Origin of the sequence: Rouxiella badensis (assembly GCF_026967515.2) — a bacterium.
Classification (GTDB): Bacteria; Pseudomonadota; Gammaproteobacteria; order Enterobacterales; family Enterobacteriaceae; genus Rouxiella; species Rouxiella badensis.
Window position 1 is genome coordinate 4,913,024 of record NZ_CP114062.1, and the last position, 25,700, is coordinate 4,938,723.

A 25,700-nucleotide genomic window follows, 5' to 3' on the forward strand; every position below is an offset into this window, starting at 1 on the left:
AGACTAAGGTATTTTTTGGCATACCAAATAGCGATAAAAAACCACTTTCTGTGCCCACAACACTTGCTGTGCTTACAACAATACGCAGAGGTAATGCCATGTCCTACAAAGACCGGTTTATTGATTCCCTCGGGGGCTTCGCGAATACCTTTAATAGCCTGAGATATATTATGGCGATTAAAGCGTCGTTTATCACACTGATGCCGGTCATTATCGTCGGCGCATTTTCAGTGCTTATTTCCAATATGGTGATGGATCCGAAAAACGGCCTCGCGCATTTCGAAAGCTTTGCCTTTCTCGCCACGCTCAAGCCGATCATGACCAGCATTAACTACGCCACGCTGAGCTTTCTGACTATCGGCGCGGTATTTTTGATTGGTATCGAGCTGGGCAAGATTAATGGATCGCGCTCGCTGTTTCCGGGCCTACTGGCCGTGATCTGCTTTATCTCCGTGACACCAACGACTCTCGACATGATGGTCAACGGCCATATGCAAGAGGTGAAAGACGTTCTGGCGAAACAGTTCTCGGATACCAAAAGTCTGTTCCTCGGAATGTTTATTGCCATTCTTTCCGTCGAGGTTTATTCCAGGCTTGAATCCTTTGACCGGCTGCGAATTAAAATGCCGGAAAGTGTACCGCCTAACGTTTCCGCCTCTTTCTCGGCGCTGATTCCTGCCATTATTACCGTGGTGCTCATCGCTACCTTCGGTTTCGTTTTCCATCGTCTGACCGGGATTTACCTCTACGACGCCGTCTATCAGGTTATTCAGCGCCCGCTGGAGTCGGTGATGCAAAGCCTGCCGGGGATCCTGCTGCTGATGTTTGTGGCGCAGCTGTTCTGGGTTATCGGCATTCACGGCAATCAGATGATCAAGCCTATCCGTGAGCCGCTGCTGCTCGGGGCCATCATGGTCAATATGACGGCGTTTGAGCAGGGCAAAGAAGTGCCAAATATTATCACCATGCCTTTCTGGGACGTTTACATGAGCATCGGGGGATCGGGCTGTACCATTGGCCTTCTGCTGGCGGTGCTGATGGCCACGCGCCGCAAAGAAATGAAAGAGATTGGCAAGCTTTCACTGGGCCCAAGCTTCTTCAATATCAATGAGCCAGTTATCTTCGGGATGCCGGTGATGCTCAATCCCATTCTGGCGATTCCTTTCATTATTACCCCGCTTATCACAGGCACCGTGGGGTATTTCGCGACAAGTCTGGGTTTCGCCGGGCGCGCCGTCGTGATGGTGCCTTGGACCACACCACCGGTAATTAACGCCTGGCTTTCAACGGCGGGCTCAATGGGCGCCGTGGTGACGCAGCTGATATGCATCGTGATTGCTACCGCCGTGTACTTCCCGTTTGTAAAAGTGGCCTCGCGCCGCGCCGAGCAGGCCCAGAAAGAGGCTTTGCAAAATCAATCCGCTGCCGTACAGCGACCGGTCTGACTTTAAAATGGAGATAAGTCATGAGTAAAGTTTCGATCAACATTCCTGAAGATTTTATCCTTGGCGCAGCCGCGTCGGCGTGGCAGACGGAGGGCTGGAGTGGCAAAAAAGCCGGTCAGGACTCCTACCTTGACCTGTGGTACAAAAACGATCGCCACGTCTGGCACAACGGTTATGGTCCGGCGAAGGCCACCGACTTTTATAATCGATACAAGGAAGACGTGGCGCTGATGAAGGCCAGCGGCCTCACGCATTATCGCACCTCTATCAACTGGGCGCGGTTTTTCACCGACTATGAAAACGGCATCGTCGATGAGGAGTACGCCCGCTATCTCGACAATCTGTTGGATGAGATGAAGCGCGAAGGTATCGAACCGATGCTGTGTCTTGAGCACTACGAGCTACCTGCCTATCTGATTGAAAAATATGATGGATGGAGCTCTAAGAAGGTGGTTGAATTGTTCGTGCTTTATGCCGAAAAAGCCTTCGAACGCTTTGCCGACAAGGTGGCGCGATGGTTCACCTTCAATGAACCGGTGGTGGTGCAAACCCGCGTCTACCTTGACGCGATTCGCTGGCCCTATGAGCAGAACACCAGCAAATGGATGCAGTGGAATCATCACAAGGTGCTGGCAACCGCCAAAGTGGTTTCGCTGTTTCGTAAAAGAGGCTATGACGCTCACGGCACGATTGGCGTCATTCTTAACCCAGAGGTGACGTATCCGCGTTCATCGGCAGCACATGACCGTCAGGCGGCGCACCTTTATGACCTTTTCTACAACCGCGTATTTTTAGACCCGTTAATCAAGGGCGAATACCCCCGCGAACTGCTCGACTTACTGGCCAAACACCAGATTCACTTCGCCTATTCCGAACAGGAGCTGGCGATTATTCGTGACAATACCGTTGATGAGGTCGGTATTAATCTTTATTACCCGCACCGAGTGAAAGCACCCAGTCGGGAATGGAATAAAGAAACGCCTTTCCATCCAGCTTATTACTATGAGCACTTTGAACTGCCCGGAAGGCGCATGAATAAGTCTCGCGGCTGGGAAATTTATCCAAAAATTGTTTATGACATGGCGATGCGGATGAAGACCGAATACGGCAATACGCCGTGGTTTATTTCCGAAAACGGCATGGGGATTGAGGATGAAGGGCGTTTTCGCAGTCAGGAAACCGGCGAGATACAGGACGATTACCGTATCGAGTTTATCGGCGAACATATTTACTGGGCGCTTAAGGCACGTGAAGAGGGCGCAAACTGCCTCGGCTATATGCTTTGGGCGTTTACCGACAATGTCTCGCCGATGAATGCCTTCAAGAATCGCTACGGGCTGATAGAGATTGATTTGGACCATGACCGTCAGCGCCGCCGCAAGAAATCCTCGCACTGGTTCAGCGCACTTGCCGCTGAGCGCAGGCTGTCGTTAACCCTGGATGATGAAGACAAATAACCCGGAGATTACTGATGAAACGTATCGTTTTAGCCTGCTCAGCGGGAATGTCGACCTCGCTAGTGGTCACCAGAATGGAAAAAGAAGCGGCCGCACGCGGGCTTGAATACAAAATCTATGCTATTGCGGAGCAGAACCTGCGTGATGAGCTTGAGGCTTACGCACAGGACGTCACTGCGGTGCTGCTCGGACCGCAGGTGCGCTTTAAACTGGCAGAAAATAAAAAGCTTACCGACCACTACCAGATCCCTATCGCTGTAATTGATTCTGTGGCCTACGGCACCTTAAATGGTGTAAAGGTACTCGATCAGGCGCTGGGTTTGGTAGACTAGGCCACAAAGAGGGCCGTCACTCGGCGAGAGGCGGCCCATCACGGGGCACATTTTGCGGTTTCTGCCGCTGGTAAGGTGAGAAAGTGGATAAGGCCGTGGTTTCGCAGGAAAGAAAGCAATATCAGGAAATAGGTCATGACCTGCGCGAAAAGATTAAACAGGGACATTTTGCCGTTGGCAGCCGGATGCCTCCTGAACGGAATATGGCGGAAACCTATGGCGTGAGCCGCACTATCGTGCGTGAAGCGCTGCTGATGCTTGAGCTTGAAGGCATCGTTGATATTCGTCAGGGGTCGGGCGTTTACGTGGTGCGTATTCCGCGAGAGGAAGAGGGGCAAGACGATTCGCTGTATCAGGGACAGATTGGGCCTTTTGAAATTTTGCAGGCGCGTCAACTGCTTGAAAGTAACATCGCTGCCTTTGCTGCCAAGATGGCGACGAAATCCGACATCGAAAATCTGCGTCGTACGCTGGAGCAGGAGCAGATTGCCATCGTCGCCAACGACGAAAGCGGCGACAACGACAGGCTGTTTCACCTGTTGATAGCCGGGGCAACGCAGAATCAGATGCTGCTCGATTCGGTGAAGAATATCTGGGCGCACCGGGATTCAAGCCCGTTGTGGAAACAGCTGCACAGCCATATTGCCACGCGGGGTTATCGTCTCAAGTGGCTTGCCGATCATCAAAACATTCTTGCCGCACTGCGACGCCGCGACGTCATGGGCTCCTATCAGGCAATGTGGCAGCACATGGAAAACGTTAAAAATACCTTGATGGAGCTGTCGGACGTCGATGCCCCGGAGTTTGACGGCTATCTGTTTGAGTCGGTGCCTATTTTTCAAGGCAAGTTGGTATAGCCGATGGTCACCGTCGTTAATTTGCACCTTTATCCGCAGCATCGCGAGCAGGTCATAGACTGGTTGTGGCAGGCCTTTGATGCTGATAATACGCGGGAATTTTTTGCCAGCGTGGTTGACAGCAGCCTGCGCGGTGCAGATTTGCCGCTGACCTTTATCGCGCTGGATGGCGACCAACTGGTTGGCACGGTGGGGCTGTGGCGCTGCGATTTGATAAGCCGTCAGGATCTCTCGCCGTGGCTGGCGGCCTTGTATGTCGATGAAGGTTGGCGTTCGCGCGGGCTAGGCCAAAAATTGCAGCATTTTGTGGCCGAGTACAGCCGTTCCGCGGGATTTGAACAGCTGTATCTATGGTCAACTTTCTCGGGATACTACGAGCGTTTCGGCTGGGACTATATCGGTAATGCGCTTGATTATCCGAATAAATCCGTGCGCCTCTATCACCAACATATCGCCCCTGCGCGTTAACTGTTAGGCACGCTCACCGAGTGACGGCGCACCAGCGTCGGGCTAAACATATTGGTGGTTTCAGGCAGCGGTAGTCCCTTGGCCAATGCCAGAGCGAGCTGTGCGGCCTGATTCGCCATCGCCACGACCGGATAACGAATGGTGGTCAGCCTCGGGCGCAGGTAGCGCGAAATCAGCACGTCATCAAAGCCAATCAACGAAATCTCGCCTGGGACATCAATCCCGTTATCGCTCAGCACCGAGAGCGCTCCGGCCGCCATCGGATCGTTATAGCATGTCACGGCGGTGAAGTTTTTGCCGTGCCCCAGCAGTTCGGTAATCGCCTGCTCGCCGCCCACTTCGTCCGGTTCAGCCGAGACAATCAGCCGCTCATCGACCGGGATCCCGTGCTCTTCAAGCGCATCGAGATAGCCCTGTAAACGGTCGCGTGCATCGGAAATATCATGGTTGGAGCAGAGGATGGCGATACGCTGATGCCCGGCCTGAATAAGATGGCGGGTTGCCAGCCAGGCGCCATAGCGGTCGTCGAGCGCCACACAGCGGTGTTCAAATTCGGGCAGCGTGCGGTTGATAAGCACCATGCCGGGGATCTGCTTCATCAGCGCCGACAGCTCGTCTTCCGCAAGCATCTTGGCATGTACCACCAGTGCGGCGCAGCGGTGGCGGATCAGTTGCTCGATAGCCTGTCGTTCTTTATCAACGTTATGGTAACCGTTACCAATCAGCAAAAAGTTGCCGGTGGAGTAGGCCACCTGTTCGACGGCTTTAACCATCGCCCCGAAGAAGGGGTCGGATACATCGGACACGATAAGGCCCAATGTTTCAGTAGATTGTTGCGCGAGTGCGCGGGCATTGGCGTTGGGATGATACTGCAAATGCTGCATCGCGCTCATCACGGCATCACGCGAGCTCTCGCTGGCTTTAGGGGAGTGGTTAATCACGCGTGAAACTGTTGCTACAGAAACACCCGCCAGTCGTGCGACATCCTTAATCGTAGCCATTTTGCCTATCCAACGTATTGAGGAGTAAACGTTTACATGGTTCAGTTTTGCGGAAAAACCCGGTCTCTGCAAGGGACGTAGATCGCAACTTCGCAAGCAAGCGCATTGAGACGGCGAATAATACTCGCCGTAAATCGATAAATTAAGCCTTTTAAGTTCCTGCACCCCGCTTTCAGCGATAAATGACTTAATTACACGCTCTTATCTTCAATTGTGCTTTGAGTCCGAGGAGCAGGATTGCTATTTTGTTAGCAATAATACTCGCTCAAGCCCGCGTGTGATGGGCGTTTGAGCGCGACTGCCTTATTTCTTTTGAAAACATCTGCACAGAGAGAATCATGTCTATAAAACGCTATCCTCAGCTTGCCCACTGGGGGGCTTATACGGCTGTGGTTGAAAACGGCCGCCTTATCCGCTGTGAACCTTATTCTGCGGATGCCGATCCCTCACCGATGCTTGATTCCATTCCCGCGCTGCTCTATTCCGACAAACGCATTCGCAAGCCGGCCATACGTCGCTCCTGGCTGCAAAAAAGAGAAAACAGCGACCGAACTCTGCGCGGTCGTGAGGACTTCGTGGAGGTTGACTGGGAGCTAGCCTTGGATCTGGTTGCGGAAGAGAACCGCCGCGTGCGCGACCGCTACGGTGCTGCGGGCATTTTCAACGGTTCTTACGGCTGGTCTTCTGCCGGGCGTTTACACCACGCTCGCTCATTGGTGCGCCGCTTCTATTTCACCGGCGGTGGCGGGGTGGATCAGCAGGGGAACTACAGCTGGGGATCCGCGCAGTTCTTCCTGCCTTACGTGATTGGTACCTATACGCCACTGACCGGCCGCGTGACGACGTGGCCCAGCGTGGTTGAACATTGCGATATTCTGCTGGCTTTCGGCGGCCTGGCGCTGAAAAACGCGCAGGTGGCCTCGGGCGGTGCAGTGGAGCATACCTTGAAGCCCGCGCTAGAGCAGCTTGCCAAAAAAGGCACGCCGATCGTCAATATCAGTCCGATGCGTGACGACTGCCCTGAATTCGTCAATGCGGAATGGATCCCGATCCGGCCAAATACCGATGCCGCGCTGATGATGGCCGTGGCCTATGAAATTCAACGTAGAGAAGCACAGGATCACGCGTTTCTTGCCACGTACTGCGTCGGTTATCCGCAGTTGGCAGCCTATCTTAACGGCAGCAAAGATGGCGTAGAGAAAACCCCCGACTGGGCCAGCGCCATCACCGGCGTTCCGGCTGAACGCATTGCACGTCTGGCTACGCAGCTGATCGGCAAGCGCAGCTTTATTACCTGTTCTTACTCGGTACAGCGTGCCCACCGCGGCGAACAGCCTTACTGGATGATGATTGCGCTTTCGGCGATGCTGGGGCAGGTGGGCCTGCCGGGGGGAGGATTCTCGTTTGGGCACGGCTCGATGAACAGCGTCGGTAATCCGCGTTTCGATACGCCGGGCCCGGCGGTGAGTACCGGTCCGAATCCGTCTGGCCTGTCTATTCCTGTGGCACGTATTAGCGATATGTTGCTTAATCCGGGCGAGTCTTACGAGTTTCAGGGCGAAACGCTGACCTATCCTGATATTCATCTGGTGCACTGGGCGGGCGGTAATCCTTTCCACCATCATCAACAGCTTAACCGGCTGGTTGAGGGCTGGCAGAAGCCGGATACGGTGATCGTGCAGGACAACGTCTGGACTTCGGCGGCAAGTATGGCTGACATCGTATTACCTGCCACGACCTCACTTGAACGTAACGACATCGGCGGTTCATCGCGCGATCGCTTTGTGCTGGCGATGCATCAGGCGGTTGCGCCGCAGCATCAGGCCCGTAACGACTACGATATTTTTGCCGATCTGGCCGAGCGTCTGGGGTACCGGGAAGCCTATACCCAGGGGCGTGATGAAGACGCGTGGCTGCGCCAGATTTATAAGCAGTGTGGGCAGGCGCAACAGGGAACTGAGATCGAATGGCCGGATTTCGAGACGTTCTGGGAACGCGGCTTTGTTGAATTACCCAAGCCTGAAAAAGATTATGTGTTCTTTGAGTCGTTCCGTAAGCGTCCCCGTGCTAATCCGCTGGGTACGCAGAGCGGCAAGATTGAGCTGTTCAGCCAGAAAATCGCCGACTACCAATATGAGGACTTTGCGCCCCACCCAGAGTGGCAGCCGCCGGTCGAATGGCTGGGATCTGAGACCGCCAAACGCTGGCCGCTGCACCTGATTTCAATTCAGCCCAAGGACCGCCTGCACAGTCAGCTTGACCAGACGCCGCTTGCGCAAAACAACAAGACCTCCGGCAAAGAAACATTGTTTATGCACCCTGAGGACGCCGCAACGCGCAATCTTAAAGACGGTGACGTTGTAAAAGTCAGCAACGAGCGCGGCAGCTGTCTGGCAGGCGTGTCGCTCAATGACGGCATTACGCGCAGCGTAGTACTGATGGCGACCGGTGCTTGGTTCAATCCGGGATTTGGCAAAAAATGGCACGAAACCGAGCAGGCGGGTAACCCAAACGTACTGACGCTGGACATCGGGACATCACGTCTGACGCAGGGTCCGAACGCCATGAGCTGCCTGGTAGAAGTATCGGCTATTTGATTCTCACCGCTGGTTACACTTTGCGGACTAATGTTGCGATTGCCCGCTGGTGGCCGTAAGGTCCCAGCGGCTACATTAGCAGTCCCAGAGGTATTGATTGGTGAATCATCGACATACATTGTGTGTTGGTACCGATTGAATTTGCACCAACCTACGCGGATGCGTAGGTTTTTTTTCGTCTGTAGTTTAGGATTTAACTTAGTTATCACATCTTAAAAACCTCTGCCTTACATTCGTTGTGTCAATTTTACAGTTGGTTGCAGTTTGCGCAGAACTCTTGCGATTGAAAGGTAGTGCAACGCGCTGATGTTCTCTAATGTTGGTGGTCCCAGAGGTATTGATTGGTGAATCATCCAACATGCTTTGCATGTTGAAACCGATTAAAATTGCACCAACCTACGCAGATGCGTAGGTTTTTTTTTGCCTGAGATTACGCCCTGATTTTTTTCTGAGAGTTCCTTACCTGTCGTCAAGTAAAGCTCCGTTATGATAACCTCGAAAATTACCTGTTCTCATTCGGATAGGTGCAAATTTAGAGGAGAACGGAATGCTCTATCGGTTGTTACATTCATTTTTTCGCGCCCTGTTTAAGGTCATATTTCGCGTTACCGTAACGCCGGATAAAGCTCAGTTGACCTATCCAAGAATGCTACTGACCCCCAATCATGTCTCGTTTATCGACGCGATGCTGCTGGTCCTGTTCCTGCCGATTAAACCGGTCTTTGCCGTTTACTCCACGATTACCGAACGTTGGTATATGCAGTGGCTTAAGGATTACATCGACTTTGTGCCGCTGGATCCCACCAAACCGATGGCAATCAAACGTCTGGTGCGTGAAATCGAGAAGGGACGTCCGGTCGTGGTATTTCCTGAAGGGCGCATTACGGTGACCGGCTCGCTGATGAAAATATACGACGGTGCCGCCTTTGTGGCCGCTAAATCGCAGGCGACAGTTATCCCTATTCGGATCGACGGCGCTGAGTTCTCGATTTTTAGTCGCCTGTTCGGCAGCTTCAAACTGCGCTGGTTCCCGAAAATATCCATCAACATTCTACCGCCGCAGAACGTCTTGATGCCTGATGCACCGCGTGCGCGAGAAAGACGCCTGCTGGCCGGACAACGGCTGCATGCCATCATGATGGAAGCGCGTATGGCGACGCGTCCGACGGAAACGCTCTACCAGGCGCTGCTCTCGGCGCAGACCCGCTATGGTCGCCGCAAGCCGTGCATCGCCGACATTTCGTTCAACGAAGACACCTATCAGGGGTTGCTGAAGAAATCGCTCGGCGTCAGCCGTATTCTGCAACGCTTCACCCGTGAGGGGGAGCACGTCGGTATGCTGCTGCCCAATGCCACCATCACGGCGGCCGCCATTTTTGGTGCATCGATGCGAAATCGTATCCCCGCGCTGCTCAACTACACCTCTGGCGCTAAGGGAATCAAAAGTGCCGTCAAGGCGGCACAGATTGAGACCATCGTGACCTCAAGGCAGTTTTTGGAAAAGGGCAAGCTGACCCATCTGCCTGAGCAAGTGACCGGGGTGAAATGGGTATACCTTGAAGACCTCAAGGATACGGTCACCAAAGAAGACAAACTGTGGATCCTGTTCCATTTGATTTTCCCGCAGCGCGCGATGCTCTATCAACAACCCGACGATGCGGCGCTGGTGCTTTTTACTTCAGGTTCTGAAGGCAATCCCAAGGGCGTGGTACATTCGCATGCCAGCCTGATAGCCAACGTAGAGCAAATCCGTACCGTAGCCGACTTCACTCCACGTGACCGCTTTATGTCGGCGCTGCCGCTGTTTCACGCCTTTGGTCTCACCGTCGGGCTGTTTACGCCGCTGATGACCGGCGCGCGCGTGTTTCTCTATCCAAGCCCGTTGCATTACCGAATTGTGCCCGAGCTGGTGTATGACCAAAACTGCACCGTGCTGTTTGGTACGTCGACCTTCTTGGGTAACTACGCCCGCTTTGCGCATCCCTATGATTTCGCTCGTGTGCGCTATGTGGTTGCCGGTGCTGAAAAGCTTTCCGAGGGCACCAAAGAGGTGTGGCAGAACAAATTTGGTCTGCGCATTCTTGAAGGCTACGGCGTAACCGAGTGCGCACCGGTGGTGGCCATTAACGTACCGATGGCGGCACGGGTCAATACCGTGGGCAAGATTCTGCCAGGCATGGAATCTCGCCTGCTGGCGGTTCCGGGGATCGACAAGGGCGGACGCCTTCAGCTGCGCGGGCCTAATATCATGAAAGGGTATTTACGCGTCGAGAATCCGGGCGTACTCGAACTGCCTGCGGCAGAGAATGCGCAGGGTGAGATTGAGGCGGGCTGGTACGACACCGGCGATATCGTCACGTTGGACGCCGAGGGCTATTGCGCGATTCGTGGTCGAGTCAAACGCTTTGCCAAGCTGGCCGGCGAAATGGTGTCGCTAGAGAGCGTCGAGCAGATTGCGATTCAGGCCTCTCCCGACGCCCAGCACGCTGCCACGTCGCGCACAGACAGCGCCAAAGGTGAGGCGTTAGTGCTGTTTACCACCGACGAAACGCTATCGCGCGACAGGCTATTTAAAAGCGCCCGCGAGCTGGGGATCCCCGAGATTGCTGTGCCGCGTGACATTCGCGTGGTGAAAGCGCTGCCGCTGTTGGGCAGCGGAAAACCTGATTTTGTGACCCTGCGCGAGATGGCAGAACAACCGGAGAGCAAAAATGAGTAAGCCCCTGGGGAGCCGATTTCCCCTGATGTCACGCGGGATGACGGCCGTGATTGTTGCGCAGTTCTTATCGGCCTTTGGCGATAATGCGCTGCTGTTTGCCACGCTGGCATTGATTAAACAGGAGCTCTATCCCGAATGGAGCCAGCCAGTGCTGCAAATGGCGTTTGTGGCGGCCTATATTATTCTGGCGCCCTTCGTCGGGCAGTTTGCCGACAGCTTTGCCAAAGGTCGTGTGATGATGTTTGCCAACGGCCTTAAACTGCTGGGTGCGCTGGTTATCTGCTTCGGGTTCAACCCGTTCCTGGGCTACGGGCTGGTGGGGGTTGGCGCAGCGGCCTATTCACCGGCCAAGTACGGCATCCTTGGCGAAATTACCTCCGGTGACAAGCTGGTGAAAGCCAATGGCCTGATGGAGTCTTCAACCATCGCGGCTATCCTGTTGGGTTCTGTCGCCGGTGGAGCCTTAGCCGACTGGTACATCACCGCCGCCTTGATGATTTGCGGACTTGCCTATGCGGCGGCCGTTGCGGCCAACGTCTTCATTCCGAAAATGACGGCGGCAAGGCCGGGCCAGTCGTGGAACCCTCGTCGCATGTCTTCGACATTTTTCCATGCCTGCCGTATTTTGTGGGGCAATGCGGATACGCGTTTCTCGCTGGTGGGTACCAGCCTGTTTTGGGGCGCGGGCGTGACGCTGCGTTTCCTGCTGGTTCTCTGGGTGCCGGTGGCATTGGGTATCAGCGACAACACCACGCCGACGCTGCTTAACGCGATGGTTGCGGTGGGCATCGTGCTCGGTGCTGGTGCCGCGGCGAAGCTCATTACGTTGAAAACGGTTAAACGTTGCCTGCCTGCGGGGATCGGGATCGGTGTCGTGGTCGTGCTGTTCACGCTGCAACACAGCATGTTGAACGCTTATCTTCTTCTGGCGCTTATCGGCGTTCTGGGCGGCTTCTTTGTCGTGCCGTTGAATGCGTTGTTGCAGCATCTTGGCAAAGAAACGGTTGGCACAGGTAACGCGATTGCGGTGCAGAATTTGGGTGAAAACACCGCCATGCTGCTGATGCTGGGGCTCTATTCGCTGGTAGTGATGCTCGGTGCGCCAGTATTGGCAATAGGCGTTGGCTTCGGGGTGGTGTTTGCGCTGGCGATTGCCGGACTCTGGCTGTGGCAGATTAAGCAAAAACGCAAAATCTAGAGTTAAAAAAGGGCGCCAGGCGCCCTTTTTTGCAACCAAACGCGTCTATGGAGCGGGAATAGTGAAGCGCTTATGAATCTCTTCCAGCGCATTAATCACTTCCTCGTCCAGGGTCAGGTCCTGACTGTCGATATTAATCTTCAACTGTTCCAGCGTCGTTGCGCCCAGCAGGGTGCTGGCCACAAACGGCTGTTGACGAACAAACGCCAGCGCCATCTGTGAAGGATCCAGATTCAGTTTTTTCGCCAGACCCACGTACTCTGCCACCGCCGCCTCTGACTGAGCAGAGGAGTAGCGCGTAAAGCGGCTGAACAGCGTATTACGCGCTCCCGCTGGTTTTGCTCCATTCAAATATTTACCGCTTAGCGTACCAAACGCCAGGCTCGAGTAAGCCAGAAGCTCAACGCCTTCATGCTGACTTATCTCGGCTAATCCCACCTCAAAGCTGCGGTTCAGCAGGCTGTAAGGGTTTTGAATAGAGACGATGCGTGGCAGGTCGTGTTTTTCAGCCAGCTGCAGATAGCGCATCACGCCCCAAGGGGTCTCATTCGATACGCCGATGTAGCGAATCTTACCGGCACGAACCTGTTCGTTTAGCGCTTCCAGCGTTTCGAGCAGTGTGACCGGTGAGTTATCCGGACTGTAGGTATAACCCAGTTTGCCGAAGAAATTGGTCGGGCGCTGCGGCCAGTGAAGTTGATACAGGTCGAGGTAGTCGGTATTAAGACGCTTCAAACTGGCGTCGAGTGCTGCGCGGATGTTCTTGCGATCCAGCACTTGTCCTGGGCGAATCGACGCATCGTTACCGCGTGATGGACCGGCAACCTTACTCGCCAGAATAATCTTCTCACGGTTGCCGCGGGCTTTTATCCAGCTGCCGATATAGCTTTCGGTCAGACCCTGGGTTTCTGGACGTGGAGGCACAGGGTACATCTCGGCGGTATCAATCAGGTTGATCCCGGCCGCGAGGGCATAATCAAGCTGCTGGTGAGCCTCGGCTTCACTGTTTTGTTCACCAAAGGTCATGGTGCCCAATCCCAGTACGCTCACTTCTAAAGAACTATGGGGTATACGGTGATATTGCATTGCCTGTCTTCCTTAGTGTCAGATAATGTCTGGCTGGCGCTTGAATGTTTTGGAGTCGGGCAGCACCCATACGGACGATGCCTTTTTATAGCCAAAAAAGCGCTTAGCGAAGCAGCCACGTAAGATTGACTATATACAAGCGACGCCGGAGGGGGAAGAGCAAAGGGGGAAAGCGCTCGTTTTGCTACGTGCAGTAGAGGGTTCATAAAGCTTAGGCTGGGGAATGTTATTTACTGCCTCACAAATGGGCCATAAATTTGCGCACAATGTGGTGAAAGTTCAATGTGGTGAAAGTTGATGATTAACGCTCAAGGAAAATACCGGCAATTGGAATAGCCGGTATTAATATTTTGATGCGGCAAACTCAAACGCGTTGATATCAGCGTTTCATGACCTCTGTCACCTGATCATTATTGATTTGCCTTTCATTACCTTGCGCGTCTTCATAGCTCAGCAATCCTGTACTCTTATCAAGTTCAGGCTTGCTGCTGGTCAATATCATGCTTCCGTCTTTTGTTGCCATTACGTAGTCGCTAGAACAACCCGCCAAGGCAAACGCCAGAGCAAATGCGCTGATGAGCTTAAATGAAGTTTTCATTGATAAACCCTTTGATTTGGTCTGAAAAGACCTTCCTATTAAGATTAGCAAATAATAAGCGCTAGCCAACTGTAATAGCCATTTTGGCAACCAGGAATAACCCTATAATAGGAAATGTCTGGCGAGTAGCTGCCGCGTAAAGCTTTTCTTTAAATAGAAACCGCGAGGCAATGTCATGATAGGTTGACCCTTTTCTCCGATTGCCTCGGTCCTTGCCTTATTGTTGGCCGCCTTTGGCCTGAGCTGTAATACCTCGCCGTGGCGGGCGGTAATGCTCTCGACTTTTCCCAGAACGATAAGATCCATTAATTCTTCCCAATCCTGACGTAGCTGTTCGTCCTCCTCATCGGATGGACTCCACAGCAGCGGGCTACCGATACGGCGTACTGAAAGCGGAATTTGGCGCTCTCCTTCAACGGGTATCCACAGAACTCGGGCAAGCTTGTGTCGCACATGGCTGCTCTCCCAGGTGACGCCGCTGTTGCCTGTCAGGGGCGCAACACACACAAAGGTGGTTTCTAAAGGTTTGCCCATTGCGTCGATAGGGATTGTTTTAAGTTCTATGCCGATTTCGGGAAAATCCTGCTCCGGTTTACTCCCGGCGCTGGCACCAAGATAAACCTCAAGAAGCATGCCAACCCAGCCTTTCTCGCGTTTCAAATCGGGTGGAATAGCAAGATTTGCCCGTTCTGCCAGTTCGCCCAGCGTGTACCCGGCCAGTGACTCGGCACGCGCTAACAGCGCTTGTTCATCCTCAGGCGGTGTCAGGGCGGGCAAAGGGATCGACATAAAAAAGTCTCGCTCTCGTCTGATTAAAAAATGTACTCACGTTTGCGCGCAGAAAAAATTAAATCTGCGAGCTGTGATTAACCTGAATAATAGCATGATTTGACGTGGGTTTTTTCTGCCACTTGCCCGATTATTATCCCCAACTTAACGAGTTGATCACCTGTTGACGGGCACAATGAACAGGATCTTCCACCTGGTTATCCACAGATTTGTGGGATAACCCACAGTTATGAGTAGCACTGTTTCGATTTACAGGCTTGACGAGGGGGGTTTTATAAGGTTTTGTCCCATATATAACCTGAAACTGACAAAACTCTGTGGATAAAATCAACATTGTGCGATCTTTCGCCACTTTAGGATCTCTGCTCATTTATGCTGGGGGTAAGCGTAGGTGAAACCCAGTGGATATCACAATATTGTCATGTTTTATATGAACTTTATTTTAAATTTTATCAGCCAAATACTGAGGTCAAAATTAGTTTTACCCGTCTTACTCTTATGTTCTTCACATATCTATCCACAGAAAAAGTGAATAAAATTGCTGAAAAATGACAAAGGCTGTTTATAACTTCGATATTTTGGGTAAGTTATCCCGTCAACCCCCTTTTGAACAGAGTTATAACCAGTGGTTTACCGCCTGTTGGTAGTATGAAACAATCAGAGTATCTATGCATTTTAAGCTTATTGAGGTAGTCCGGTGATCGATGATGATGGCTACCGCCCGAATGTTGGTATCGTAATCTGTGACAAGCAGGGGCAAGTATTATGGGCCCGTCGTTATGGGCAGCACTCCTGGCAGTTTCCACAAGGGGGAATCAACCCCGGAGAAACGGCTGAGCAGGCCATGTATCGTGAACTGTTTGAAGAAGTGGGACTAAGTAGAAAAGACGTCCGTATTCTGGCTTCGACTCGCAACTGGTTACGCTATAAATTGCCAAAACGTTTGGTGCGTTGGGACACAAAGCCGGTCTGTATCGGCCAAAAGCAAAAATGGTTCCTGTTACAACTCATGTGTAATGATGCAGACATCAATATGCAACGCAGCAGTACGCCTGAATTTGATGGGTGGCGCTGGGTGAGTTTTTGGTATCCGGTTCGTCAGGTTGTTTCATTTAAACGTGACGTTTATCGTCGGGTAATGAAAGAGTTTTCCACAACTGTGATGCCAATGCAGGAAGTACCCGTTAACCGTACAACCCCTGCTTATCGTCGGAAAAGAGGCTAAGTCACGAATAAATGCTCACGCGGTTGCGAGAAATAGTTGAAAAGGTAGCGATGGCGTCCAGCCTGAATGATGCGCTGGATGTTTTGGTTAATGAAACCTGTCTGGCGATGGACACCGAAGTGTGTTCAATTTATCTCGCTGATAACGATCGCCGTTGTTACTACCTTATGGCGACGCGAGGCTTGAAAAAGCCTCGCGGGCGCACTATTGCTCTTGCTTTTGATGAGGGTGTCGTCGGGCTGGTAGGCCGCCTGGCAGAACCCATCAACCTTGCCGATGCGCAGAGCCATCCGAGTTTTAAATATATTCCTCAGGTTAAAGAGGACTTATTCCGTTCTTTCCTGGGTGTACCGGTTATCCACCGACGCCAACTGCTGGGCGTGCTGGTTATTCAGCAGCGTGAGCACCGCCAGTTTGATGAAAGTGAAGAGTCTTTCATGGTCACGCTGGCCACGCAAATGGCCGCAATTCTTTCTCAGGCGCAGCTTAACGTTCTCTACGGGCGATTTCGACAGACTCGCGTTAAGGCGCTGCCAGCCTCGCCGGGCGTGGCGATTGGTACCGGTTGGCAGGACAGTAATCAGCCGTCACTCGATAACGTTTATATGGCTTCAACGCTCGATCCTGTTCGCGAGCGTGAGCGTCTCACCCGAGCTCTGGAAGACGCGGGGGCCGAGTTCCGACGTTTCAGTAAACGCTTCACCGCCAGTGCACAGAAAGAAAGTGCGGCGATTTTCGATCTCTATTCGCACCTGTTAAACGACGCAAGGCTCAAGCGCGAGCTCTTCGCCGAAATTGACCAAGGTGCCGTGGCTGAGTGGGCCGTCAAAAAGGTGGTCGAGAAGTTTGCTGCCCAGTTTGCCAGCCTGCAGGATACCTATCTTCGCGAGCGCGGCAGCGATCTGCGAGCGCTCGGACAGCGTCTGGTCTTCCATCTCGACGATACCGCACAGGGCGACACACAGTGGCCCGAAAACTTTATTCTTGTCGCCGATGAGCTGACGGCAACCTTGTTGGCGGAAGTCCCACAGGAACGTCTGAAGGGTGTTGTTGTGCGAGACGGTGCCGCCAACTCGCATGCGGCCATTCTTGTGCGTGCCATGGGCGTGCCGACGGTTATGGGCGCCGATATTCAGCCTTCCCTTTTAAATCAGCGACAGCTCATCGTTGACGGTTATCGCGGCGAACTGCTTATCGACCCTGAGCCGGTTCTCGTAACTGAATACCGCCGCCTTATCAGCGAAGAAATGGAGCTGAGCGAAAAGGCTGAAAGCGAAGTTGAGCAGCCAGCCAAAATGCAAAGCGGCGAGCAGGTCTTAGTCATGCTCAACGCGGGCCTTAGCGCTGACCACGAAAAACTGTTTGGTGGCCGGGTTGACGGCATCGGCCTGTATCGCACTGAAATTCCCTTTATGCTGCAAAGCGGCTTCCCTTCTGAAGAAGAGCAGGTTGCGCAATATCAGGGCATGCTACAGCTTTTCCCGGCTAAGCCTGTGACGCTGCGTACGCTGGACATTGGTTCAGATAAGCAGCTGCCTTATATGCCTATCAGCGAGGAAAACCCTTGCCTGGGTTGGCGCGGTATCCGCATCACCCTCGATCAGCCTGAGATTTTCCTGATACAGGTCAGGGCCATGCTGCGTGCAAACGCTGCTACGGGCAATCTGGGTATCTTGCTGCCGATGATAACCAGCCTCGAAGAGATTGATGAGGCGCGTCGCCTTATTGACCGTGCAGGCCGTGAGGTAGAGGAAGCGCTAGGCTATGCACAGCCTAAGCCGCGTATCGGCATCATGATCGAAGTTCCTTCGATGATCTTCATGTTGCCTCTGCTCGCTGGACGCGTTGATTTTATCTCTGTCGGCACTAATGACCTGACGCAGTACCTGTTGGCCGTCGACCGCAATAACACCCGCGTTGCTGGTCTTTATGACAGCCTTCATCCAGCCATGCTGCGCGTGCTCAGCCAGATAGCACGAGACGCTGCCAGTGCAGGCATTGAACTCAGCCTGTGCGGTGAGATGGCCGGTGACCCGATGGGGGCTTTGCTGCTTGTCGGTATGGGCTATCGTAACATCAGCATGAACGGGCGCAGCGTCGCCCGCGTAAAATACCTGCTACGCAAAATTGATATCTCCGATGCACAAGAGTTGGCGGAGCGTGTTATGCAGGCACAGTTCACCAGCGAGGTTCGCCATATGACATCGGCGTTTATGGAACGTCGAGGGCTTGGCGGTCTTATCCGCGGCGGTAAATAACGGTTAAATAGACGCTTTTCGCCGCAAAAAAGTCTCGTTTTTTTATTAAGTTGCAGCATGACGAGACTTTTTTTTACAGATCTTTTCCCCCGGCGTTGAACCAGACTTCCCCTCTCTTATGCTATGATTTGCCCCTCTGGCCTTAAGTCGTTCATCTTGATACCAATCGTACTTGAAGCTGCAGCTGTGTTGGCTATGCATGTTTACCTCGGTCATTTGCCCGAGTGAGCTTTCGGGAATCGCTTCTCTGCTGCCTTGCTGTAACCTCAACTGCTTTAGCTATCGCATTGATTGAACTCACTTTCAGGCCCACAACAACTTTTCAATTTGTGGTGATAGATGAGTAACAGCTATCTGGCGTTTCCCAAGTTTGATCCGGTCATTTTCTCTCTCGGACCGATTTCACTTCACTGGTACGGCTTGATGTATCTGGTAGGTTTTGTCTTTGCCATGTGGCTTGCCGTTCGTCGCGCAAACAAACCTGGCAGCGGATGGAAAAAAGAAGAAGTCGAAAACTTGCTGTATGCAGGCTTTCTAGGCGTCTTTGTCGGCGGCCGCGTAGGCTACGTCCTGTTCTATAACTTGCCTTTGTTCCTCGATAACCCACTGTATCTCTTCAAAGTCTGGGACGGCGGTATGTCATTCCACGGCGGTCTGATCGGGGTTATTATCGTCATGCTGTGGTTTGCACGTCGCACCAAGCGCACGTTCTTCCAGGTTTCCGACTTCATTGCTCCGCTGATTCCGTTTGGTCTGGGTGCAGGACGTCTGGGCAACTTTATCAACGGTGAACTCTGGGGTCGTGTCACTACCGATGTGCCTTGGGCAATGCTTTTCCCTGGCTCACACGATGAAGACGTTGCGATTGCCGCCGCCGATCCAAAATGGCAGCCGCTGCTGAACCAATACGGTGTTCTGCCTCGTCATCCTTCACAAATCTATGAACTGTTGCTTGAAGGCGTGGTGCTGTTTATCATCCTCAACCTATTTATTCGCAAACCGCGCCCAATGGGCAGTGTCTCGGGCCTGTTCCTGATTTTCTACGGTGCATTCCGTATCATCGTTGAACACTTCCGCCAGCCGGACGCTCAGCTCGGTTTGTTCGACGGTTTCATCAGCATGGGGCAAATTCTCTCCATACCTATGATCGTATTTGGTATCATTATGGTCGTCTGGGCCTACCGTCGCCCGCAGAAACAATTGTCTTGAGGTAATATGAAACAGTATCTGGAATTAATGCAGCGAGTGCTTGATGAAGGCACGCCTAAAGGCGACCGTACCGGCACGGGTACATTGTCGATTTTTGGTCATCAGATGCGTTTCAATTTGCAAGAAGGTTTTCCGCTGGTCACCACCAAGCGCTGCCATTTGCGTTCTATCATTCACGAACTGCTGTGGTTCCTGAAAGGTGATACCAATATTGCCTATCTGCGTGACAACAATGTCACCATCTGGGACGAGTGGGCCGATGAAGACGGTTCACTGGGTCCGGTTTACGGCAAACAATGGCGTGCATGGGGTACACCGGACGGCAAGCAGATCGACCAGCTTGCCAACGTGGTTAACCAGCTCAAGCAGGACCCTAATTCCAGACGCATTATTGTTTCGGCCTGGAACGTTGGTGAGCTCGACCAGATGGCGTTGGCACCTTGCCACGCTTTCTTCCAGTTCTATGTGGCAGACGGCAAGCTCTCTTGCCAACTGTATCAACGTTCATGCGACGTATTCCTCGGCTTGCCGTTTAACATCGCTAGCTACGCTTTGTTGGTACATATGATGGCGCAGCAGTGCGATCTTGAAGTCGGCGATTTTGTCTGGACCGGGGGGGATACCCACCTGTACAGCAACCACATGGAACAGACTCATCTGCAGCTGAGCCGTGAACCTCGTGCACTGCCTAAATTAATCATCAAACGTAAGCCAGCCTCTCTGTTTGACTATAATTTTGAAGACTTTGAAATCGAAGGTTATGATCCGCATCCTGCTATTAAAGCGCCGGTTGCTGTCTAAACCTTTTGTTTAGTCCCTAAGTGCATAAAGCGCTCGGCTGTTAGTCGGGCGTTTTTTTATCCTGCCTTCAGCTTTTCCTCTCTGCTTTTTTACTCTCTTTATTGCGTTTACCAACGCTTTTATCTGCCCGAATGTGTTTGGTGGAACCGCTATTCCAATGCGTTTGCAACCTTGTGCAAAAAAGAACTTTGTTTGGAATAGACGCCGATGGTAATGGCAATGCGCCTTTTCTGCTGCCGATATTTCCTTACACTCGCCGCATGAAAATACGACTCGCGGAAGGAGAGCAGGGAATGACCCTGATTGAAGTCATGATAGTTCTGGCACTGGTTGCCTCGATGAGCCTCTGGTCTTTGCACGGCTGGCGCGAGTATCAGCAGCAGCTACAGCTCGAGCAGCAGGCGCAAAGACTGCGGCTTTATCTTACGGGACTTCAGTCGATTGCCTATTCCCATAATCAGACCCAATTGCTGTGGGTCATTGATGGCCTTTCAGGATGTGTGGGAGCGGGTAAACGGCCCGCCAGCTGTCTGGTGGCTGAGGACCGTTATTTTCAAACAACGGCGCCGAACATTAGTGTGCGTGCCTATTCAGAGAAAATAATGGGTTTCTATGGGCTACGTAATATGGCTCAGGGCGGGCACATCAATGTGAGTAATGCTGCGGGTACTCTGAGGGTCGTTTTATCTGCTCGGGGGCGCCTCAGATTGTGCAGCTTTGGGAAACCCATGTCTGGCTTTCCGAAATGTTAAACGAAAAGGGTTTCACACTGCCTGAGGTGATGTTAGCAATGGGTATCGGCAGCATGCTCATTATGGGGGCGATGCAGTTTTTGCCGATGCTGAGGCAACGCACACAGCAGCTAAGCCAACATTACCAGCTCGATCAACTTCTGCGGCAGACTGCCCGAACTTTGCAAAAGGACTTTAGGCGTAGCGGTTTTTGCGCCGGAACCTGTAGCGGTAAGTCGATAGTTATAGGTCAAGCCAGCGGGGAGGCTAAAAACTCCTGCATTGTCGTCGCCTATGATCTCAATCGCAACGGTCGATGGGAGCCGGTGGGACATGCTGAGTCAGAGTATTTTGGTTTTCGGCTACGCAGCGGCATGCTGGAAAGTCAGCGTGGCGTTAATGGCTGCAACGCGATTGGATGGGAGCGCATGCTTGACCCATCAGAGGTGAGTTTTAGTCAGTTTCAGGTTGCAACTACGCTTGGTGAAGGAGGGGATCCGCTCATTATTTTGAATATGGCGGCAAACTGGAAAAAGAATCCGGCGATTAGTACCCGCCTTGATACGTGGGTAAAAGTGCAATGAACAAGCCTGAGCCTGAAGCACACCACTCGCAGCAAGGCAGCGCACTGATACTGGCTATCATGATGATGATGGCATTTGGCCTAATGGGGTTAAATATGGTGAATCAGCATCTTAATGCTGCACTGGCACTCACTCGCAGCGAAAAAAGTTTTCTTCAGTCTTGGGAGCTTGCCGTCTCCTCATTAAATTGGGGGCTTAACAGGCGCTGGGTCTTACAACCTGTCGAAGGGTGGCAGTGTGCGCAATCAGTGACCGAAAACGTCAGTCTTCCTGGAGAGATAAGCGCCACTCTGCGTAGCTGCATAAGAAATGCTGAACGTGATGAGCTGTATTTACTGCGGGGTGAAGGAAAAATTCAGCCTGACTCTGTGCCGGTCTTGCTTTACCAACTGGTGACCCTCAAGACAGTTGATGCCACTGAAAGCCGGGTTATACCGATACAAAACGGCTGGCTGGACTTTTGCCCTTTAAAGGATGAGAGGAAATGTGATGACCCATAATCAAAGGCTCCACCCACAGGCAGGTCTCAGTCTGCCTGAAACGATGCTCGCAACCTTGCTGCTGTCGGTTTCTGTCCTGGGATTACTGAATTATTATCAATCCCTTACTCAAGGATTCTCAAGACAGTGGCAAGTAAGACAGGCCTGGACAGAGGCCCATGAACAGCTTGAAAGCTTCGCGGTGCTAAACGTGGGTAAAGCACTGGATAAACCGGGATGGAGTGCGCAAATTACCCGCATTCAAACCTCTACAGATTGCCAATGGGTTACGGCACGTGTAGAAACCCCGTTGCACTATACCAGTCGGTTAAGTCGCATGATTTGCAGACCCATTGTTGATTAGCCGCTCGAAATTAACAGATGTTTCCCTGCTTGCTTTGCATTAGGGGAGTCGCTCGGTAAAGTATGAATTAATGCAGTTGTCGTCCGTGGACCTCAAGGAAACCGATATGTTCACCGTCTACCATTCCAATCAGTTGGATCTTTTAAAAATACTGACAACCCGACTGATTGAGGGGCGTCCTTTGGACAATCCTTTTGAGCAGGAAGTCATACTGGTCCAAAGCCCAGGAATGGCACAGTGGCTGCAAATGGAACTCGCTCAGTCTTTTGGTATTGCGGCCAATATTGCTTTCCCACTGCCGGCGACTTTTATTTGGGACATGTTTACCCAGGTTCTACCCGGAATCCCCAAGGAAAGTGCGTTCAGCAAAGATGCGATGACCTGGAAACTGATGTGGCTATTACCAGGCAAACTCTCTGAGCCGGAATTTGCACCGCTGCAAAATTATTTGACCGACGATCGCGATAAAAGAAAAATTCATCAGTTGGCCGCGCGGGTCGCAGACCTTTTTGACCAGTATCTAGTTTATCGCCCTGAATGGCTGAAAACCTGGCAACAAGGCCGTTTAGTTGATGAAGAACTTGACCCCTCGCAGCTGTGGCAGGCTCATCTTTGGCGGGCTCTTTGCGAGTACACCGAAGAGCTAGAGCAACCCGAATGGCATAGGGCCAATCTTTATGAGCGTTTTATTGCGGCCTTGAACAAGGCGGATGTTTGCCCACCTGGCTTGCCAAAAAGGGTTTTCATTTGCGGAATTTCGGCGCTGCCCCCGGTCTATTTACAGGCGCTGCAGGCGCTGGGTAGACATATCGATATCCATCTAATGTTTACCAACCCTTGCCGTTACTATTGGGGAGATATTCAAAATTATGCCTTCCTCGCTCGTTTACAGAGCCGTCGGCGTCGACATTATCTTGAGTCCGGTGAAACATCACTCTTCAGAGATCCCTCGCAGGCCCAACAGTTGTTTAATGAAGAGGGTGAGCAAAACCTCAGTAATCCACTGCTGGCTTCATGGGGCAAGCTGGGCCGCGACCATATGTATTTGCTGTCACAGGTCGATGAGATTCAGGAAGTACATGCCTTTGTCGACGTAGGGGACGAAACGCTGTTGCATGCTATTCAGCAAGATATGTTAGACCTAGAAGACCGCGCCGTTATCGGCATGACGCCCGAAACGCTGAACAGTAGCGAAAGCAAAAGACGGCTGCAGGTGGGGGACGACTCGCTGAGTGTGCATATCTGCCACAGTCCTCAGCGCGAAGTTGAGGTGTTACATGACAATCTGCTGGCAATGATGGAGGCCGACAAACATCTTACACCTAGAGATATTATCGTCATGGTCGCCGACATAGACAGCTACGCACCCTATATTCAAGCCGTGTTCGGCAATGCACCGAGAGAACGCTATTTGCCATTCGCTATCTCAGACCGCAAGGCAAGCCAGTCACACCCAGCCTTGCAGGCCTTTGTTTCCTTACTCGATTTGCCGCAAAGCCGTTTTACCTCAGAGCAGGTTCTGGCATTGCTCGAGGTCCCTGCGCTGGCGACGCGTTTCTCTATTGATGAAGAAGGATTGAGGCTGCTGCGCCAATGGGTGGGCGAATCGGGTATTCGTTGGGGGCTTGACGACGATAACGTTCGCGAGTTGGCGCTTCCGGCCACAGGCCAACACACTTGGCATTTCGGCTTAACACGTATGCTGCTTGGCTATGCGATGGACAGTCGAGCCGGTGACTGGCAGGGCGTATTGCCCTATGACGAATCGACCGGGCTTGCCGCAGAGTTGGCAGGGCATCTGGCTGAGTTACTGATGCAACTCAGCCAATGGCGTATTCGTCTTGCCCAGTCTCGTACGCTGGAGGACTGGTTACCGATATGTCATGAACTTCTGAGCACCTTTTTCTCCCCGGAAGGGGAGACGGAGATTGCTCTGGCGCTTATCGAGCAGCAGTGGCAAAAGGTCCTTAATCAGGGACTGGCGGCGCGTTATCCCGATGATGTTCCGCTCTCTATCTTGCGCGACGAACTGGCATCGCGTTTGGATCAAGAGAGGATCAGCCAACGCTTTCTGGCCGGACCTATCAACTTCTGTACCCTGATGCCTATGCGTTCAATTCCGTTTAAAGTGGTTTGTCTGCTGGGAATGAATGACGGCATCTATCCTCGAACGTTGCCGCCGCTAGGGTTTGACCTGATGGCAAAGCAGATGAAAAGGGGGGACCGTAGCCGTCGAGACGATGACCGCTACCTGTTCCTTGAGGCACTGCTTTCGGCACAGGACAAGCTGTACATCAGTTATATCGGTCGTTCAATTCAGGACAACAGTGAAAGATATCCGTCGGTGTTGGTTAGCGAGCTGCTTGAATACATTGGGCAAAGCTACTGCCTGGAGCAAGATCTTAGTCTTAACGCTGACGAAAGCGAAAAGCGGGTGCGTCAGTATCTCGAACACTGGCATTCACGTACGCCCTTTGACGCCAGCAACTTTGATAGCACCAGTGAAGCAAGGAGCTATGCAGCAGAATGGTTGCCGGCAGCGGGAGGTCAGGGGAAGCCGCTGACGGACTTTACCCAGCCTCTAAGCGACCTGCCACTACACGAGATAACGCTTGATAACCTGCTGCGCTTTTATCGCCACCCGATCAAGGCCTTTTTCCAAATGCGGCTCAACGTCAGCTTTGTCGTGGAGGAGACCGAGTTATCAGACGAAGAGCCCTTTATTCTGGATAATCTCAACCGCTATCAGCTGAATACTCAGCTGCTGAATGCGCTTATTGAAGAACAGGATGCTAGCGTGTTGTTCAATCGCATTAAAGCCTCGGGGGGGCTGCCTTACGGTGCTTTTGGCGAGATTTTCTGGAACAGGCAGTGTGAGGACATGACCGAACTTGCCGAACAGGTCAGGGAAGCACGAACAGAAAGCGGCAGCCTGGAGCTTTCGCTTCCGATTGGCGATATCCAGTTAACGGGCTGGATGCATCAGGTACAAAGTGACGGCCTTCTTCGCTGGCGTCCAGCCGCATTGCTTGCACGCGACGGTCTTCTACTGTGGATTGAGCACGTCGTTTACTGCGCCAATGGAGGTACGGGCGAAAGCCGGATGTTTGGCCGCAGCGGCACGGCTTTCCATTACGCCAACCTGAACCGCGAGGAGGCGATGATGCAGCTACAAACCTTGATAGAGGGTTATAAACAGGGGCTGAACTCGCCGTTAAAACTCCTTGGAAAAAGCGGCTGGGCATGGCTGGACGTCTGCTTTGACAAGCAAAGTGGAACAATAAGCGATGATCCTGAAAAGCAGAGCAAAGGGCTCACTAAACTTGCACAAGCCTGGCAAGGCGATGGGCGCGTGCCCGGTGAGGGGCAAGACCCTTATGTACAAAGAGTCATGCGTCAGCTTGATCCAGAAAACGTCGAAGCCATCATTGCTGAGGCAGAGCGCTTTCTTTTACCTGTGGTTCAACATAATCTGGCCTAGGTGCCGAGATAAAAAACTATC

Annotated in this window: 21 protein-coding genes; 17 read left to right on the forward strand and 4 right to left on the reverse strand. The window is 52.5% G+C overall.

Annotated features, from left to right (window positions below):
* Window positions 1-98: 98 nt before the first annotated feature.
* From O1V65_RS22675 to O1V65_RS22695, 5 genes are all read left to right on the forward strand, one after another.
* Window positions 99-1,445, forward strand: a complete 1,347-nt coding sequence (locus O1V65_RS22675; RefSeq protein ID WP_017492029.1) for a PTS sugar transporter subunit IIC — start codon at window positions 99-101, stop codon at window positions 1,443-1,445.
* A gap of 20 nt (window positions 1,446-1,465) precedes the next feature.
* Window positions 1,466-2,902 carry a glycoside hydrolase family 1 protein gene (locus O1V65_RS22680; RefSeq protein WP_017492030.1) on the forward strand — a complete coding sequence of 479 codons (1,437 nt, stop codon included), beginning with the start codon at window positions 1,466-1,468 and terminating at the stop codon, window positions 2,900-2,902.
* Between the two features lie 14 nt (window positions 2,903-2,916).
* A complete protein-coding gene (locus tag O1V65_RS22685) occupies window positions 2,917-3,234 on the forward strand; it encodes a PTS sugar transporter subunit IIB (RefSeq protein WP_269130058.1) in 318 nt (105 codons plus the stop codon).
* Window positions 3,235-3,317: 83 nt separating this feature from the next.
* A complete protein-coding gene (locus O1V65_RS22690) occupies window positions 3,318-4,091 on the forward strand; it encodes an FCD domain-containing protein (RefSeq protein ID WP_017492032.1) in 774 nt (257 codons plus the stop codon).
* Window positions 4,092-4,094: 3 nt separating this feature from the next.
* Window positions 4,095-4,559, forward strand: coding sequence for a GNAT family N-acetyltransferase (locus O1V65_RS22695; RefSeq protein WP_017492033.1), 465 nt, complete (start codon window positions 4,095-4,097; stop codon window positions 4,557-4,559).
* Here O1V65_RS22695 and galR read toward each other — a convergent pair.
* On the reverse strand, window positions 4,556-5,560 hold the full coding sequence (gene galR / locus O1V65_RS22700; protein WP_017492034.1) for an HTH-type transcriptional regulator GalR: 1,005 nt from the start codon (window positions 5,558-5,560) through the stop codon (window positions 4,556-4,558). The genes O1V65_RS22695 and galR overlap by 4 nt on opposite strands.
* A gap of 338 nt (window positions 5,561-5,898) precedes the next feature.
* Between galR and O1V65_RS22705 the strand changes: the two genes are divergently transcribed.
* From O1V65_RS22705 to lplT, 3 genes are all read left to right on the forward strand, one after another.
* Window positions 5,899-8,157, forward strand: coding sequence for a molybdopterin guanine dinucleotide-containing S/N-oxide reductase (locus tag O1V65_RS22705; RefSeq protein ID WP_165428892.1), 2,259 nt, complete (start codon window positions 5,899-5,901; stop codon window positions 8,155-8,157).
* 547 nt (window positions 8,158-8,704) lie between these two features.
* Entirely contained in the window at window positions 8,705-10,876 is a 2,172-nt protein-coding gene (aas, locus tag O1V65_RS22710) for a bifunctional acyl-ACP--phospholipid O-acyltransferase/long-chain-fatty-acid--ACP ligase (RefSeq protein WP_269130059.1), read from the forward strand.
* The gene (lplT, locus tag O1V65_RS22715) at window positions 10,869-12,074 is read left to right on the forward strand and encodes a lysophospholipid transporter LplT (RefSeq protein WP_269130060.1); all 1,206 of its coding nucleotides are present in this window, start codon (window positions 10,869-10,871) and stop codon (window positions 12,072-12,074) included. The genes aas and lplT overlap by 8 nt, the downstream gene beginning before the upstream one ends.
* A 45-nt stretch (window positions 12,075-12,119) precedes the next feature.
* On the opposite strand, the gene O1V65_RS22720 is transcribed toward lplT, so the two are convergent.
* The 3 genes from O1V65_RS22720 to mutH all read right to left on the reverse strand — a co-directional run bounded on the left by O1V65_RS22720 (window position 12,120) and on the right by mutH (window position 14,547).
* On the reverse strand, window positions 12,120-13,160 hold the full coding sequence (locus O1V65_RS22720) for an NADP(H)-dependent aldo-keto reductase (RefSeq protein WP_017493610.1): 1,041 nt from the start codon (window positions 13,158-13,160) through the stop codon (window positions 12,120-12,122).
* A 379-nt stretch (window positions 13,161-13,539) separates the two neighbouring features.
* Window positions 13,540-13,758: a YgdI/YgdR family lipoprotein gene (locus O1V65_RS22725; protein WP_269130061.1), complete on the reverse strand. Its 219-nt coding sequence runs from the start codon at window positions 13,756-13,758 to the stop codon at window positions 13,540-13,542.
* A 102-nt stretch (window positions 13,759-13,860) separates the two neighbouring features.
* Window positions 13,861-14,547: a DNA mismatch repair endonuclease MutH gene (mutH, locus tag O1V65_RS22730; RefSeq protein WP_017493612.1), complete on the reverse strand. Its 687-nt coding sequence runs from the start codon at window positions 14,545-14,547 to the stop codon at window positions 13,861-13,863.
* 697 nt (window positions 14,548-15,244) lie between these two features.
* Between mutH and rppH the strand changes: the two genes are divergently transcribed.
* The 9 genes from rppH to recC all read left to right on the forward strand — a co-directional run bounded on the left by rppH (window position 15,245) and on the right by recC (window position 25,679).
* Window positions 15,245-15,772 carry an RNA pyrophosphohydrolase gene (gene rppH, locus O1V65_RS22735; RefSeq protein WP_017493613.1) on the forward strand — a complete coding sequence of 176 codons (528 nt, stop codon included), beginning with the start codon at window positions 15,245-15,247 and terminating at the stop codon, window positions 15,770-15,772.
* An 11-nt stretch (window positions 15,773-15,783) separates the two neighbouring features.
* Complete coding sequence (gene ptsP, locus O1V65_RS22740; RefSeq protein WP_084912614.1) at window positions 15,784-18,030, forward strand: phosphoenolpyruvate--protein phosphotransferase; 2,247 nt, start codon at window positions 15,784-15,786, stop codon at window positions 18,028-18,030.
* A 339-nt stretch (window positions 18,031-18,369) separates the two neighbouring features.
* On the forward strand, window positions 18,370-19,239 hold the full coding sequence (lgt, locus tag O1V65_RS22745; RefSeq protein ID WP_017493614.1) for a prolipoprotein diacylglyceryl transferase: 870 nt from the start codon (window positions 18,370-18,372) through the stop codon (window positions 19,237-19,239).
* Between the two features lie 6 nt (window positions 19,240-19,245).
* Complete coding sequence (gene thyA, locus O1V65_RS22750; protein ID WP_084912613.1) at window positions 19,246-20,040, forward strand: thymidylate synthase; 795 nt, start codon at window positions 19,246-19,248, stop codon at window positions 20,038-20,040.
* A gap of 260 nt (window positions 20,041-20,300) precedes the next feature.
* Window positions 20,301-20,792 (forward strand): prepilin-type N-terminal cleavage/methylation domain-containing protein, encoded by a 492-nt coding sequence (locus O1V65_RS22755; RefSeq protein ID WP_225741550.1) that lies wholly within the window; start codon window positions 20,301-20,303, stop codon window positions 20,790-20,792.
* Window positions 20,786-21,355, forward strand: a complete 570-nt coding sequence (locus O1V65_RS22760; protein WP_017493616.1) for a prepilin peptidase-dependent protein — start codon at window positions 20,786-20,788, stop codon at window positions 21,353-21,355. Before O1V65_RS22755 ends, O1V65_RS22760 begins: the two co-directional genes overlap by 7 nt.
* On the forward strand, window positions 21,352-21,855 hold the full coding sequence (locus tag O1V65_RS22765) for a YgdB family protein (RefSeq protein WP_017493617.1): 504 nt from the start codon (window positions 21,352-21,354) through the stop codon (window positions 21,853-21,855). The genes O1V65_RS22760 and O1V65_RS22765 overlap by 4 nt, the downstream gene beginning before the upstream one ends.
* Entirely contained in the window at window positions 21,845-22,198 is a 354-nt protein-coding gene (locus O1V65_RS22770) for a prepilin-type N-terminal cleavage/methylation domain-containing protein (RefSeq protein ID WP_017493618.1), read from the forward strand. The genes O1V65_RS22765 and O1V65_RS22770 overlap by 11 nt, the downstream gene beginning before the upstream one ends.
* 106 nt (window positions 22,199-22,304) lie before the next feature.
* Window positions 22,305-25,679, forward strand: coding sequence for an exodeoxyribonuclease V subunit gamma (recC, locus tag O1V65_RS22775; RefSeq protein ID WP_192504094.1), 3,375 nt, complete (start codon window positions 22,305-22,307; stop codon window positions 25,677-25,679).
* The last annotated feature ends 21 nt before the right edge of the window (window positions 25,680-25,700 follow it).